Source organism: bacterium (assembly GCA_016699595.1).
In the GTDB taxonomy this organism is placed as follows: Bacteria; Patescibacteriota; Dojkabacteria.
Map to the genome: position 1 here is coordinate 503555 of CP064982.1, position 16519 is coordinate 520073.

At 33.3% G+C, this 16519-nt stretch carries 11 protein-coding genes; 2 read left to right on the plus strand and 9 right to left on the minus strand.

Annotated features, from left to right (window positions below):
- Positions 1-8 precede the first annotated feature (8 nt).
- Positions 9-452, minus strand: coding sequence for a hypothetical protein (locus IPJ91_02455; GenBank protein QQR93298.1), 444 nt, complete (start codon positions 450-452; stop codon positions 9-11).
- A complete protein-coding gene (locus IPJ91_02460; GenBank protein ID QQR93299.1) occupies positions 452-4639 on the minus strand; it encodes a hypothetical protein in 4188 nt (1395 codons plus the stop codon). Before IPJ91_02460 ends, IPJ91_02455 begins: the two co-directional genes overlap by 1 nt.
- A gap of 97 nt (positions 4640-4736) precedes the next feature.
- Between IPJ91_02460 and IPJ91_02465 the strand changes: the two genes are divergently transcribed.
- Together IPJ91_02465 and IPJ91_02470 are read left to right on the plus strand one after the other, a co-directional pair.
- The gene (locus tag IPJ91_02465; GenBank protein QQR93300.1) at positions 4737-6305 is read left to right on the plus strand and encodes a 2,3-bisphosphoglycerate-independent phosphoglycerate mutase; all 1569 of its coding nucleotides are present in this window, start codon (positions 4737-4739) and stop codon (positions 6303-6305) included.
- A 104-nt stretch (positions 6306-6409) separates the two neighbouring features.
- The gene (locus tag IPJ91_02470; protein ID QQR93301.1) at positions 6410-8659 is read left to right on the plus strand and encodes an ATP-dependent Clp protease ATP-binding subunit; all 2250 of its coding nucleotides are present in this window, start codon (positions 6410-6412) and stop codon (positions 8657-8659) included.
- A gap of 268 nt (positions 8660-8927) precedes the next feature.
- Here the strand turns inward: IPJ91_02470 and IPJ91_02475 are convergent, their stop codons facing one another.
- From IPJ91_02475 to IPJ91_02505, 7 genes are all read right to left on the minus strand, one after another.
- On the minus strand, positions 8928-9668 hold the full coding sequence (locus IPJ91_02475; protein ID QQR93302.1) for a glucose 1-dehydrogenase: 741 nt from the start codon (positions 9666-9668) through the stop codon (positions 8928-8930).
- 105 nt (positions 9669-9773) lie between these two features.
- The gene (locus IPJ91_02480; GenBank protein QQR93303.1) at positions 9774-10559 is read right to left on the minus strand and encodes an aldolase; all 786 of its coding nucleotides are present in this window, start codon (positions 10557-10559) and stop codon (positions 9774-9776) included.
- Between the two features lie 16 nt (positions 10560-10575).
- A complete protein-coding gene (gene gatC / locus IPJ91_02485) occupies positions 10576-10860 on the minus strand; it encodes an Asp-tRNA(Asn)/Glu-tRNA(Gln) amidotransferase subunit GatC (GenBank protein ID QQR93304.1) in 285 nt (94 codons plus the stop codon).
- 17 nt (positions 10861-10877) lie between these two features.
- Positions 10878-12800, minus strand: coding sequence for a hypothetical protein (locus tag IPJ91_02490; GenBank protein QQR93305.1), 1923 nt, complete (start codon positions 12798-12800; stop codon positions 10878-10880).
- A 12-nt stretch (positions 12801-12812) separates the two neighbouring features.
- Positions 12813-13514 carry an FAD-dependent oxidoreductase gene (locus IPJ91_02495; GenBank protein ID QQR93306.1) on the minus strand — a complete coding sequence of 234 codons (702 nt, stop codon included), beginning with the start codon at positions 13512-13514 and terminating at the stop codon, positions 12813-12815.
- Between the two features lie 25 nt (positions 13515-13539).
- The gene (locus IPJ91_02500; GenBank protein QQR93889.1) at positions 13540-15699 is read right to left on the minus strand and encodes an ATP-binding protein; all 2160 of its coding nucleotides are present in this window, start codon (positions 15697-15699) and stop codon (positions 13540-13542) included.
- A 147-nt stretch (positions 15700-15846) separates the two neighbouring features.
- The gene (locus IPJ91_02505; GenBank protein ID QQR93307.1) at positions 15847-16518 is read right to left on the minus strand and encodes a hypothetical protein; all 672 of its coding nucleotides are present in this window, start codon (positions 16516-16518) and stop codon (positions 15847-15849) included.
- Between the last annotated feature and the right edge of the window lies 1 nt (position 16519).

The window sequence follows — 16519 nt, forward strand, 5'->3', positions numbered from 1 at the left end:
TAAATATGTTAATTTTTGTTTATACTTGTCGTTGAGGAAGATTCTCCAACTCCCATAAATATTGAATTATTACAATTTGCATCACAATATACTCTCTTATAATTTTTTGGTAATTCATAATTATTATCAAGTAGCCAACCGTCAAGTTTCAGTATAATGTCAGATTCAGAAAGATACAATGAATTGACAAATACAATCTTCTGACTATCATCAATTAAAATACTCATATCTTCATCATTATATATATTTTTTAGATCAGGCAAATCATCTATGCTAACTGTACTAGTAATTGAATTCGTCATATTAGAACCATTATTTGTTACCTTTTTATTTCTTGATACTAATAAGTTTATAGTAATTAACAAAGCACATAGGATAATTGCAAAAACAAATATCAAAATAGAATACTTCTTTGAGTTTTGAATTGAATTATTTGATAAATTTGTAGACATTAATTTATAAAGTACTGTTTAAATTTTGCAGAATTTTCAACAACCTTACGGCAATATGTGAAATACGTAGGATTATCAGGAGAACAACTCCCAAGGTAGCCTTCGGCAGCTTTCCAAATATCTCCATTTGTCCAGTTTGTACATTTATCTCCTTCTACTCCTCTGGCACTAGCTTTCTGTCTGATAATCAAGGTACTTCCACACATTCCATCTCCAAAATAGTACCTTTCAGATTGATTCGCTGACCTACTAGAATTGACTAATTGCAAGCAGTTTGAGAATAAAGTTGTACCTGCTACATCTGGCCAAGTATTAGAATTGATTTGAAAAGGACCCCTCACATCACAATCACCCCTTCGTATACATTCAGCATTGTTATCTTTCATTAATATATCATCAGTGAAATTCCCAGTGGCCGAAACAACTGGATGTGCACAATTTGATTCATTTTGCCAAATAGCCATAAGAAGCTCAGGTGGAATACATGCATTTCTTGAAGTATCTTTAACCAACTTTACAATTTCAGGTATTGCAAAAACGCCCTGACAATTTCTTGAGATATTACCATTCTCTATTTCAGGTACTTGAGATGCACTAGGTTTAATATTACATTTAAATGGATTATATTCCAAATTATCTACCTTTTTTTTGTCATCTGACACATTGACATTCAAAAAACCTTCATCCACCATTTCTTTATATGTCAACATACCATTTCTACATAAATACACACCCATTTGATCATACTTGTACATATTTTCATTTGAATTACTATCACACAAACACATGAAGTAATTATTCGTAGAAGAACATTTCTGTAGTAACATATTTTCATTTGAGTTCATATTGAATCCCACCATCGAAAGATGCTGATTTATCAAAGCTACAGTGCCAAGCCAAGGAAATTGTGCAGAGGTAATCTGATAGTCCATATTAGAACTTATAACTGGTCTTTTATATCCAGACAGCAAGCCATTGTTTGGATTTACGCATTGTGAATCTGAAGTTTTCCCAGTATTTATAGATTCACTTTGACTAACTGAATATTTCCGTATATACAAACTTGCCTCAGTATGAACATTTTGATTTATACATATTCTATTTTGTCGCAGTAAAGAATCAGCAGAATTAACTTGATAAGATAATCCATTTGCATTTGATTTGTTTGAATATTCCAACCTTTTTGCCCATTCCCATGCAGTTCTCAGTACCCTAAGAAGTCCATCTGCCGAATCAATTGTAGGTGCACTACTCCAACTCCTAAGTAGAAAATGTCCGTGAGGAGGTTCGTTTTGATTTATAGATGCACTTTCTGTATAGCCCCAAAATGGAGCAGGATAATCGCCAGAAATCGTATAAAAATCATTATAGACATTGCTACTAGTCAAAACATTCCTTTCGATTTGTTTAAGTTTTGTGCTGGGATCTGCAATTCTAGGCTCATCTTTTCTGCAATAATTCACCAAACAAACCGGATTTAAAACTGATATTCTTTGTGTTGAATTTGTTGTTTCAATTACAGCTCCAGTTAATCTATTTTTTCTGACTGTTCTCACAACTGTCGATGGAAAGTTATCACATGCTACATTATAACTATATGTACTTGCATTATTAGGTTTGCTTTCATCGGTATTTTGCAATGTTACTTTAGCTGTTGGATCTCCCAAGTATTTATATCCGCCTTGATATGGTTTAAATAGATACGAGCAACTTACTTCATATCCATAAGGTGTTGTGGTATTTTTACCTACCAGTTCAGTACTAATAGCATATTCATCACTCATTACTTCAGATGGTGTCAATTGAAACTTTGCGATCTCTTCCAATGTATAATCTTTGAGTTTGGAAACTACATTCTTTTTTATATCTTGATTTACTTTTACAACATAGTTTATACTGTCCTTACTTATATCATTGGCACTTGGTATTGATGAAAATGGAAATAAAAATTTACCATAATAACCCCTTAAAGATTTTAAAGCTTGGTTTGTAGCTCTAAATTCAGTGCCATTTTGTCCAATGTAATAATTTCTCAATGAACCACTGTAATAATTAGTTATTTTGAAAGAATCGGAGATTACATTTGGTTCAAAAACTACCCCAGATTCTTCAAGATAATCCAAGTAATCATAACCATATAGTTCCACTGCAGTACCAATTTGATATGGAATACTAGAACCGGTAGATAATTGAATGTTGGAATTAACCTTCCTTGTCATGTCAAAAGCTTCATCAGTATTCATTCGATTCACATAATTTCCATATTGTATGAAATCCAAATCTTCCGTACCCGCAGCACTTGTATTGACCAAGGATTGAGTCATCGGCATATTCAACCTTGCTGTAGTAACTATATTTCCTGAATACAAAACATCTATCGGGGTATTTACCAAAGTTGTAACAACACATTCATTACCACTGCAGTAATTGCCGATTTCTATGTCTCCGTACTTCAATTCTTTATCAGGCAAGTCGTAATAGCCTAAATAAATATCTTCAGATGAGTTTTCAACATTCACAACATCTTGTGATAAATCTTTGAATTTCAGGCGTTCTACTTCTACGAAAGAACTTTGCCCTGAACTAGTTTTTAACAATTCGCCAGTTTCTATATTTGTTTTAGCTAGATTTTCATTTGAACATGAATACGTGTATTTATTGGCACAACCTGCAACTTCCATAAAATCATACATTTGTGATTCATACCAGTATGTCCAATCATTATTGATACCTGTAGTTGGTTCAGCTATATCTCCATAAATGCATCCATAGTAGTTACTTGAAAGAGGGCTGACACGCAGAGAGTAGTACTTATTGGCATCTTTTACCTCACCTGTTTTGCTCAAAATTTCATTCTCTCCTATCTTCGTATCAAGAGGTAAGTTCATCGCTATGTAATATCTACATGCTCGCCAATGATCTTTATCCGACAAATCAGCAAGACCTAAATCTGTTATTTTACCCTTGATTCTTGGATATTCATTTGTATAAACATTCTCTAACCTAGTATTTGCATAGTATTGATCTCTATCATAAACCGACCTCTCGAGATCAGTAAGTTGAGCAAAGATTTTCCCAGAAGGTTCTTGGCCCCTAATTCTAGATTCACCCAAAGGAGCACCATTGAAGAGTAGCACTGCCTCTATATATGGATTTGTCATAAGTTGGAGCAACATATCATATTCATACTTCTTTGCCCATTCATCTGTTGCAGCAGAATAAATTGGCTTGTTATCGACAGGATCTAGCCCTGTTTCAAGGAAAAATAGCTTTCTATCATTAGCTTTTGCATACTCAAGAGCATCCCTCAATTGAGGTATCATAGTATTACCTTCAGCATCAAAGACATACATATTTATTGCAATTCCGACCAATCCACCAAAATCTGCATTAGCATCTTTCATTTGATTGAGGTATTCAATATCAGCAAGCGACATCACGGGGCTTAGCAAATTTATATGTTTTCTATATTTGTAGTAATCTTCTATTCTCAATGATCCGCCACAGTTGTAATTGCCCTTATTTATATCATCGTCTGAAGTATTCAATGCACACTGAAAGGCTCGCAGTGTTGACAGATGATATATAACTGAATTCATATATCTGGTAACTTTGCCAGCATCAATTTCAGGTATATCTGTTGGTATATTTGGTTCGTTTGGACCAGCTATAGCCCAAACTGATATATCATATCCGTTTGATTTAGTTTTATTTTCCAGTTCAATTGCTAATTTTGCAAGTTTAATTGAATACTTCTCAGCTGCATTGGATATTTGTGATTCATTTCTAGCTAGTGGGGCCAAAATATCACATGTTCTAATGTCAGTAGTAGGACAAACTCTAAGTACAAACCTAGTTCCTGATTTTGACAAATCTTCTATAGTACCAGCTAGTTGTGCAGAATTCATATGTGCGAAATCGTTTACAATTCCTAATCCCCAACCAATATTGTAGTTTTTTCTCAAAAACTTGTTACCTGCTCCATTAAAAATGGTATAGTCAACAGCAGAATTTACCCCAAACCTACAATTATAGACAACACTACCAGGATTTAATGGTTTCAATACTTCCGAAGATGCTATGACATCATTTTTAGGAGAAAGCAAAATACCTACATAAATGAAAACAACAGCAAACATTGCTGATACTATACTTAAATATATTTTACTAATTCTTCTAGTTGACATATCAATTATTAGTTAAATGAAATCTTTAGGCTGATAATTGTCAATAAATTATACAAAATTGTAGATATATTTACATGAAAAAAGTACAATTAATGAGGTGAAATTTTTTAACAGATCAAAACCTATAGTTTTGTGTGTTTTAGATGGATTGGGAGCAGCACCCCCTGACCCTGGAAATGCCGTTGATTTTGCAAATACTCCAAACCTTGACTTTTTGTGGCCAAGATATCCTCACGGTTACCTATATGCCTCAGGGACAGAGGTTGGATTACCTTTTGGAGTACCTGGAAATTCTGAAGTCTGCCACTTAAACATTGGAGCTGGGAAAATTGTAATGAATGACCTATCTAGAATTGATAATGCAATTGTAAAAGGAGAGTTTGACAAAAATCCCGTTTTTGAAAATTTGATAAAAAATTGCATTGACAATGGATCAAATTTGCATATCCTGAGTCTTGCTGGACTTGGGTACACACACAGCAGTATAAATCACCTAAAGTCGTTTATCAAACTGGTACTTGCTAGGTCTGAATTGAAAAATGATTTAAATAACAGAGTCTTTATACATGCATTTACTGATGGTAGAGATTCAGGCCCAAAAACATCAAAGCAGGCACTTGAAGAAATACAAGATGCTTGTGACAGGTTTAAAATTGGGAAAATAGCGAGCCTCGTTGGCAGATACTATGCTATGGATAGAGATGACCGTTGGGAAAGAACCAAAGTAGCCTATGATTTGATCATCGAGGGGCAAGGAGAACACTATGATAATTTTTATGAGGCTATAGATGCAAGTTATGCCTCAAACATTACCGATGAATTTATCACTCCAAAGATATTTCCTGAATTTGAAAATATAAAATGTAATGATTCAGTTATTTTTTTAAATTTTCGATCAGACAGAGCTATACAATTAACTGAGAGTCTAGTTCTTCCAAACTTTGACAAATTTGAAAGAAAACATATATGTGGGCAATTACACCTTGCTACTATGACCAACTTTTACAATGGTTTGGTATCCAATGATAGAGTTGCCTTTCACTCAATCGAAGAAAATATACCGAATCCTCTTGCAAAAGTTATTTCAGACGCTGGTTTGAAGCAACTACATATTGCAGAATCAGAAAAATTTCCTCATGTTACATACTTTTTTAACGGTGCAAATCACGAACCAAATCCTCAAGAAGACTGGGTTGAAGTTCCATCTCCTCGAGATGTGCCTACATATGATTACAAGCCACAAATGTCAGCACACGAACTAACTGACGAGGTACTGGAAAGAATAAATAATAACACTTATGATTTCATTTTGATCAACTTTGCAAATCCAGACATGGTTGGACATACTGGAGTTTTGAAAGCTGGCATCAAAGCTATAGAGACAGTTGATGAGTGTATAGGCAGGATATATCCTGAAGTTTTGAAGCTTGGTGGAACAATGATAATTACTTCAGATCATGGTAATGTTGAAGAAATGATAAATAAAGTCACTGGGGATATAGATACTCAACATTCAATAAATCCAGTCCCATTCATCTTTATAAAAAACGGTGAAAATCCTAGAGAAATTAGATTTGGTAGACTTGCAGATATTTCTCCGACTATTTTGAATCTTCTTCAAATACCTGTCCCACATGATATGACTGGAAGAGATTTGCTTAGCTAGAGAAAATTATATACATTCTTCAGAATACATATTTTGTAATATTTAAGCCTAGAAAATAGCTAAAAATTATTGAACTATTAGACACATTTTGTCATAATTTCTCAATGCCTATTGATATCTCAAATAAGTACTCTACTGATTTTTTACAAACTTTAGAAAAAGCATTTGAGCTTACTTACTTTCAAAATAGATTTGAAGTAACTATATGGGATTTTTGGAAAGTGATAATTGACCAGGAAAGCTATTTTACACTCTTTACTGAGATAAATTTGCCAACAGATACTATAGACAAGATAAAAACGCTACCCACTTCGATTGACCAGAATATTGCAAAGAAAAAGCCTGATACAAAGTCTATAAATACCTACAGAGTTCAAATTTCACATTCTTTGCACAAGTTGATACTACTAAGTTACATGATTTCTGTTCGTTTTGGCAGAGAATTTGTGAATATTGAGGACAGCATACTCGCTTTTCTGGAATATCCTGACTCAGAACATATATTTTATAAATTGAAAATTGATCAACGAGCATTGGAAAATGCTATCAATGCGAGAATTGGAGGAGGCATGAATCTTACTGAAGATACTACAACTCCAGTACTGAACAAATTTTCCACTGATTTAACAGCAAAAGCAAGGATAACTCCATTACACAAAGCCATTGGAAGAGATAGAGAAATTGCACAGTTGATTCGTGTTTTATCTAGAGAAAGCAAGTCAAATGCTATTCTAGTAGGAGAAGCAGGAGTCGGGAAGACAGCTATAGTTGAAACATTCGCTGAAATGGTAGTCAAAAATGAAATTCCAACAGCATTTCTTGATGCAAGGGTACTAAGTTTGAACCTATCATTATTGATGAGTGCAGCAATGAATCGGCAAGTTATCGACGATGTACTTACTACAATTTTGGATGAAGTCAAACTTGATCCAAACATTATTCTCTTTATTGATGAGATTCATCTTATCACGCAAGACTCGAATCAAAGTGAAACTAGTATTATTGCAAATATCTTGAAACCTGCTCTTGCAAGAGGTGAGATAAAAACCATTGGAGCAACAACTATGAGTGAATATAGGAAGTTTATTGAACCTGATGGAGCACTTGCTAGAAGATTTGAAGTAATCAAAGTTGAGGAACCAAATGTAGAAAACTCTATACTTATTTGCAAAGAGGTAAGGAAGAGATTGGAAAACTTTCATAAGTTGAAAATAAATGATGAAGCAATACAAAATGCTGTTGAATTATCAAAAAGATACATTACTGATAAATTTCTGCCAGATAAGGCTATTGACCTTCTAGATGAAGCATGTGCAGCTGAAGAATCAGGTTCGAGTGCTAAATCAGATGACAAAATAATCACTGCTGACGATGTAAGAAAAATACTATCAGAAAAAACGGGGATACCTATTCAAAAACTGAGTGCTGACGAAGCAAGTAAACTAATGGATTTGGAAGGACAACTGAGAGAACATGTAAAAGGACAAGATTTAGCAGTCTATAAAGTAGCAGAAGTTATACGCAGAAGTAGAGCTGGATTGAAAGATCCCAAAAAACCAATTGGTAGCTTTCTTTTTCTGGGTCCGTCTGGAGTTGGTAAGACCGAGCTGGCCAAAGCTATCACCAAAATTGTTTATGACACAGAGAAAGCGATGATTAGGGTAGATATGAGCGAATTTAGCGAAAGTCATACTGTACAAAGGTTAGTTGGAGCACCCCCTGGTTATGTCGGTTATGAAGAGGGTGGCCAGCTTACCAATCCTGTTTTTGAAAGACCATATAGTTTGGTATTGTTAGATGAAATTGAAAAGGCAAATGCAAAAGTCTTTGATGTATTTCTACAAGTCCTTGATGATGGACGACTTACAGATGGTCAAGGAAGAACTGTCGACTTTAAAAACACAATTATAATCGCAACAAGTAACCTAGCTTCAGATATTATTACTCAATATTTTTCACAATCTATGAATCAATATCAAACTGCTTCTATAGAAGAAAGTGAACAAATGATCAATAATTTGTACGAGTCCTATGTATTACCTGTTTTAAAACAAAGCTTTAGACCAGAATTCATCAATAGATTTGATAATGTCGTTATATTCAATGGACTTACTATTGATGCACTGAAACATATAGGACAGCTTAAGGTCAAAGAAATTGAAGATAGACTGAAGGATAGAAATATCACTATAAATCTGAAACCACAAACTTTGGATGCCTTAGTTGCAAAATCATATTCTCCACAATTTGGTGCAAGACCTTTAGTTCGGGCCTTGCAGGAAAAAGTTGAGAACTTTATAGCAAAAGGTATAATTGATGCAAGCATCAAAGATGGAGACAGAGTCGAAATCTAATATAGATGAAATAATTAACGGTTATTTATTATGCAGAGAAGAAAAAATACAAATCGATCTATTTATCGACTTGAATTAATCATGGAATATCTTGCGAGATATTTAAGGTGTTAAGAAATACAATATAATATAACATCAGGGATAAAAGGAAAATTGCTCGGCTCGCAATTTTCCTTTTATCCCTTGTTAAATGAGGGTGAACGAAACGAAGTGGAGTGAAAGCGCAGCGTCCCCTTGAGTTCAAGCCCGAGCCGTCTCTACACTTAGATTAATCATATCCACCATCAACTTTTAGAATACTTCCAGTAATATAATTAGCATCATCAGATGCAAAAAATAAAATCGCTTTTGCAATTTCTTCTGGTCTGGCAAATCTTTTCATATAGATTTTCTCTGTTTCTTCTTCAACAAAATTCTTTGGCAAATCTTTATTCATCTCGGTATCCACCCAACCTGGAGCAATGGAATTTACTTGAATTTTTGGAGCAAGTTCTTTTGCCAAATTCTTAGTCAAATTAATAATTCCTGCTTTTGAAGCGTCATAATCCGCAGCTTCAGGACTAAGAGTATTAATTCCATTTGTTGAAGAAATGTTAATTATTTTTCCTTTGCCATTTTTCAGCATTTGTTCAGAAGCATATTTACTGCAAAGAAATGTTCCAATTAAATTGACATTTAAGGTTTGTTTCCATTGCTCAACAGTTTTTTCAAACAATGGAACATCAAAAACAATTCCCGCATTATTTACTAAGATGTCAATTTTTCCAAAAGTATCGATTGTTTTTTGAATCATTTCTTTGACTTCGTTTTCTTTGGAAACATCGCATTTGATTGCTATTGCTTCGGAACCAATTTTCTTGATTTGATCAACAACAGAAAATGCTTCTTTTTCAGAGGAAAAATAATTGACTACTACTTTTGCTCCTTCTTTTGCGAAAAGTAATGCAGTAGATTTGCCAATACCTTTACTAGAACCAGTAATAATTGCGATTTTATTTTTTAGCTTCATATGGATATGATTAATTGATTGGTATATATAACTTTTTCTACACATCTAGGCTCGGGCTTGAATTTCATTTAACATCAATATGAACGAAATAGAGGAAATATAGGTTTATTTCCATATCTCAAACATTCTTTTTGCAACCTCATATGGGTTTTTGCTAGCCCAAATATTTCTACCTACAGCCATTCCTGCAGAACCTGAAGATTTCAACAATTGAACTCTATTTAGAAAGTCTTCTTCTTTGGTTTCTATACCGCCAGCAAAAATAACTTTCGTAGGGCCTGCAATCTGTACAATTTCTGAAAGTATTGACAACTTGTCATCTTGATTCATATCTTCACTAAAATGTGGATATTTTATCTTTACTGCATCAGCTCCAATCTCTAGACCCAATCGTGCATGGTATGCAATGTTTTTTGGACTTGTACTCAGCTCATCATGCTCTTTTTTGGATGGATATGACCATAAGACAAAATCAAGACCAGCAACTTTTGTGCTTTCTTGCAATATTCCTGCTTCCCTAACCATGTCAGATTCATATTCAGAACCCCAATATACAGTATAACCTATCGCTGTGGCTCCTATGCTAACTGCATATTCTATCGTGGAATATGCCAAACTGACATCATTTGTAGCAGACATTCTTGTCTTCCCATTTATCTTAAGCACTAACGAAGTTGGAGAAAAGTTTAGCATTGAACCAAGTTTATATTTTTGAGAATAATGTGATGCCGGACCTTTTTGAAGAGCAATTCCGGTGAATCCTTGTTCTTGTGCAAGTTTGAAAATATTATAAATATCTGAACTCCAGCTATTCAAGCATGATGGCCCAATTTCCATGCCTTGATCATAAGCTAAGATAAATACTTGTCCTTTGTTGTTTGTAATTTTCATAGGCAGTAAATGTTGATTAAGTAGCTTTCCCTAGTACTGAAGGCACTCCAAATCCACCTTTTCGAATATTCTTAGCATTTGACAATGCTTCTTCTTGGGTTAGGGATGGTTCAGAAATATCTTCTCTTAGATTGTTAATTTCTACAAAGCTCAAAAACTCTATTCCTTTGGTATCTACATCTTTGAGAGATTCAAACAATTCAAAAATGTTTGACAATTGTACAGAATACTTGGCTAATTCATCTTCAGTTAGCTTCAATTTTGCTAATTTTGCTGTTTTTTTAACTATACTAGTATCCATTTGTCTATACCAATCAATTATAATTTTCCTGATATTATCGTATGTACCAACGAAGATGGAAAAACCACATGTACATTTCTCTTTATACTTTCAATCATTATATTACCAAATTTGCCAGAAATCAAATTGTCATCCAGATCTTTATCTACAAACCTGAGCATTAACAGAATCCCTAGATCCTTTTTTGACATATTTTTTATTTGTGTATTTATAGGATCAGTTAAAAAGTTAAAAAGTTTTTCTATGCCATATTTATAACCAAGCTCAAAAAAAACTGATTTCATCAAACTTTCAAATAATTCTGATTCAGAAAACCTTCTATACAACGCTTGTTTTCCAAATGTTGATAACTGACATTGATTATTTGAAACCTTAGCTAAACTGGCCAATCTTAATAACTCTAACATTTGCGAATTTTGTTTGGACGAAGGTTTACCAATGTCAAAGTTTACAACTGATTCTAAAGTATGTAATAACTTTGTAACAATCCCATTTTGAAATCTACCCTCTTCATTGTCCTCAAATTTAGTCACTATCAAAACTTTTGTCAAAATCATATCTGACATTTTATCCGCTCTAAGATGAGTAGCATTCTTAGAATTGTTTTTAATATTTACATTGCCAAGCAAAAACTTCCTGATATCTTCAAAATGCTTCTTTTCGAGCAATCTATATAGTCTATTTAGAGATTTTTTGTAGTATAGACTATTTCTATTTCTCTCCCTTAGATTTACATTTACAGATGTCAATTCATATATCGGCAATAATTTTTGAAAAGTGGCCAAATATTGTTCAAAGTTATCATAGCACCTGTACACACTTTGAAACTTTTCGTTTATTCTCTCAAACTCTTCAACTACTTCAAATGTAGAAACTTTATTTGGAACACTTGAATAGTTTAACAAATTACTCTCATCACCATCATTCATATATTCAGAGATTCTTAGAACCTTGTTTATGAAGTCCTTCGTAAAGCTCTCAGTATTCAGAAAAGATTGTTTTGCAGGATGAGATACAAACAAACTTTTGGCAAGAAATTTCAAAAAAACTATATCTTCAGCCGATAGTAATTCAAAGTTCAATTTTAATTCAAGATTCTCTATAAATTTCTCAATGGACTTCTCCTCCAATATTTCTAGTTCAAAATCAAAAAGATTGAGTCTTATCAATAATTCTCTGCACTTATGAAAAAAAACTACGAGAAGTTCATCGTATTCCAAACTCTGGATCACTTCTATTTTGTCTAATGTATTTTGAAATCTATAAAACAAATATAATGAATCAAGTTGGGGTGAATATTTTTTAAATGATTGACCTCGCAGAAGTTTTTGACCCGCCTCTAACTTCTCAAATCTAGCTGCAACAAAACCTTCGGTAAATTTCCAAATATACCCATCTTTATAAATTCTAGCTAGAAGGATCGCTCCCCTTTTCAAAAAGATTCTATCACTTTTGTCAACAGAAAAAACACTTTTCGTTTTGATATTTTCAAGGAAGACTATATTTGCAGAATCAAATCCAACTATTTTGAATTCGGAATAAATTGTATGTAGAAAATTCTGGAAAAGTATATATTCCTCAGGGTCAACTACTTTTGCAAAATCAAGATAATGTTCTAGTATTGTTTTTGTCTCTCCACCAATATCTACTTTTCCTTCAAAAACCAATCCTTCAAACAAAGCTACAATCTGATCCATATTTGCTACACCTTCAAAATATTGCATAATCTTCAATTCAAAGTACTTAGGCCAAAACTTCTGTGAAGCAAGCCAAACTCCAATTTTCTTCATCCATCCTGGACCTTGAAATTTTGAAGAAAGGGTAAAATTCGAAATATTTAATTCGTTTGATTTTGAATCTGGATAATTGTCAAATTTCTCCTTTGCTTTAACTTTTTTTTCAGAAAATGGATCTTGATTTGCCAGTATCTTGTATGACATTTACAAATTATATCAATTGAAGCGTTCAAAATGAATACTTTCCTCAGAATAGCCCTTTTGAAGTAAGTATTCCTGCAAATCATTTACAGCTTGTTTGCTACCACAAATGAAGAAATGAGGAGATTTCAAGTTGCTTAATGTAAGTTTATCTAATCCGTCTTGTATATGCCCAATATTATAGCTACCAAATATCTCTTCACCTTTGGATAACCATAATTCATAGTGAAAGTGATTATTCTCTTTCATGAGCTTATCAAAACAGTCCTTATAGTAAATGTCCTTTACAAATCTCAGTCCATGATAAAGAAACAAATGTCTTATTCTTTGTGAATGAAAATTTATTTCTGTCTCAGGGAGCAAACTTTCTATCATGATTTTTATAGGGGCAATACCAACTCCAGTTGCTAAGAAAATTAGATCCGAATCGATAGGGATCTTTTCAAGTGTAAATTTACCTATAGGACCTAGCATTTTGATGTTATCGCCAATTTGTAAATTTGATAATAAGCTTGTAAATCTACCTCCTTCAATGATTTCTATCGTCAAACTAAAGGAATCTTCTAGAATACCTGATATTGAATAAGCCCTAGCAACCTTGTCTAATACTAAGTTGACATATTGACCAGGCTGTGGATTAAAATTTTGTGGCCTTGCAAAAAAAAATTCGACAACACTTGTTGTCAAATTTATCTTTTTTAATAGCCTTGTGAACATATACTTTATAAAAAGAGAAAAATTTCTATTTTTCACTATCAACTTCCACTTCTTTACTGCCGAATCCGCTATATTTTTCCAAAAAATCACTAACCTTTTGTTTATCTTCTCCTACGGATTGTCCAATTTTGATAACTGGATCTGATGGTTCAGCGTCATGTTTCATTTGCGATCTGGCATCCAGCGTATTTAGCATCGCAATTTCTTGTTCGATTGCGCGAAGTTCTACAGGATTTGTAGAAATAAGCCTATGTTCTGCTTTACTTGACAAAATTTGCATGCCTACATGATTCGCTCCAGCAAAAAACAAGCCTTCTCCAACTCCTGATGATAATAGGTAATTTCGTTCTCCATCCGTTAAATAAAAAGACTTTTGTACTCTATCTACTGCAGCTGGTGATTGTCTAAGCAGAATTTGCATAGAAGAATTTGTAACTATAGCCTTACCATATTCTGAGTCCAAGAAATCTTCAACATCCTGGGTAATTGTAGTCAAGCCTAGATAATACTTCCTAGCTCTTTTTGCAATTGAATAAACAAATTTGGCAGCATCTGGATGCTGCATCATCCACCACGCTTCGTCTATTATCAAAATTCTCCTTCTTTGATCCTTTTTGATTCTAGTCCATATATAGTCAAGCATCATATACATAGCAATTGGCCTAAAGTCCTCTGCTAAATCTCTTATAGAAAAAACTGTGAATGTGTTTTTTAAATCAATATTGGATTTGCGATCAAATATACCAGAAGCAGAACCTTTTACATACTTCTCGAGTCGAATAGCCATAGAACTTGCTTCTTTATCTGCCATTGCAAGCAAAATTTTATAAAGATCTTCCATCAATGGAGCCTCTCTTGAATGAGTAGCCGGATCTGGTGTTATCCCTTTCTCTTTGTAGGTCAAAATAATTGCGCGATCTAGAACTGCACCTTCTTCTGGACTCAAATTACCTCCCATCATTATGCGTAACAAACCTGTCAAAGACAATATTTTCATCCTTAACTCATCTTCTCCATCAACAAAGTAACCTGATAATTCAAATGGGTTTAATTTCTTGTCACCATCTTGTGTGAATGAAATGTACTCACCACCAACTGCTTCACAAAGCTTTTGATACTCCTTTTCAGGATCTATGATAATAATATCTGTACCAAACATTAATGATCTTACTGCTTCCAGCTTCACAAAATATGATTTTCCTGCTCCTGAAGTTGCAAAGATGACAGAGTTTGCATTTTCTAATGCAAATCTATCAAATATTATTAATGATTTATTATGCTTGTTAACTCCATACAAGATACCCTGATCCATTGTAAGGTTTGTAGAGATAAATGGAAAGGTAGTTGCAATTGAAGTCGTATCCATATTTCTGTTTAAATACAACTTATCAAGACATAAAGGCAAACATGATTGTAAACCAGCTTCTTGTTGTAATGTCGCAGGTTTTACAACAACACCGATTGTTGCAAGCGTTGCTTCAACATTTTTTGAAATTCTTTCCAATTCTTTTATTGAATCAGCACGTATAGTCACATATAGTCCTAAATGAAAAAATTTTTCATTTCCTCTAGCCAATTCATCTTGTATTTTTTTGGCATCTTCTAGATTAACTTTAACGGTAGGATCTACTACCTTTCCCTCTTCGACAGAAATATTTATAGTTGCTTCCATCTCAGCAATTTTTCTCCTCATTTTCTGGATAATGAGAGATGTGTCAATTGGATAATAGAATGTAGAAATATCTAGAGGAGACTCAAAATTAATTAAAGGGGATAACCAATTTTGACTAACTCTTACTGGATAAGAAATTGCAAATAATGTTCTAAAATACTTAGTGCCAATAAGAACATGATTGAAGTCAACTTCTATAGCTGCTGGTGCTATGATATCTTTCACATCAATTAAACCATCTTGGAATTTTTTTACTATATCTAAAGTTTCTCTATCTTCATTAGTTTGTCCAACATCTTCTTGAGTTAGAGGGTCTCCCTTATCAATCTTCTTTTTTGAAAAAAACAAGAATCCTTTTTTCGAAGCTTTTTTTTCTATTTTTTTTGATTCTGTGCCTTCAGGTAAAGTTACTGTCTTACTTGTATTTAGAATTTCTAAATCAACATCATCCGTCTTGTTTGCTGGTGTATTCAAATCCAACTTGTTGATTGTTATCTCACCTGATGATTTCATCTTTTGGACATAGTCAGGCTCGCCAAGGATCAAATCCACCATCTTATCTAAGATAGATCTTTTCATTGGGTCACCTTTTCTTATTTTTCCCGAAACTGACTTAGCACTTATTGCAGTTTCTGTTTGATCTTTTTTCTTCATGTTTTATTATTTTGCAGTTATTATTGGAGTAGCAATTTCATCTGCTTTAATTTGTAATTTTTGTAAACCTGGTGTATCCGGATTGTAGATTGAATAAAAGAGTTTAATTAATTCATCAGTATTTAATTGTCTCCCAAATATATTCATTTTTTGCATTTGTTTAACTAGATGATCTCTCCTTGGGTACAATATTCCTCTTGCCTTATCAATTACTTGATCAGCATTAGTTATTTTTTCTTCCTTCCCAAGCGCTGTCTTAATAGGACTTGTTTTCTTGACATTCGATACCAAGCTTGAAACCACAATAAAAAATCTTTTATCCAACACTTCAGTATTGTAAGCTAGATTTTTTATAAAATTAGTATAAATTTCAATTTGCTTCCGTAAACCATCCGTTATTTGCTTTTCTCTTTCTCTTTCAAGTCTATCTATATATCTAGTGACATCAAGCTTTTCTGTTCTTATAAGTATCTGTATATAGAAATTTAAGGAATTTATCAAAGCAGCAAACGCCAAAATTTTTGCCTCTTGTTCTTTTTCAGACAGCAAATCAAAATTTACTGCAGTAGTTTCGATAACTAGAGATACTTGACCATTTTTGCATAAAATCAAATCTTGTTTGATATCCTCAATATCCAAATGTTCCTGAGTTGTAGATTGCCATGTAAAGAGTTTCATT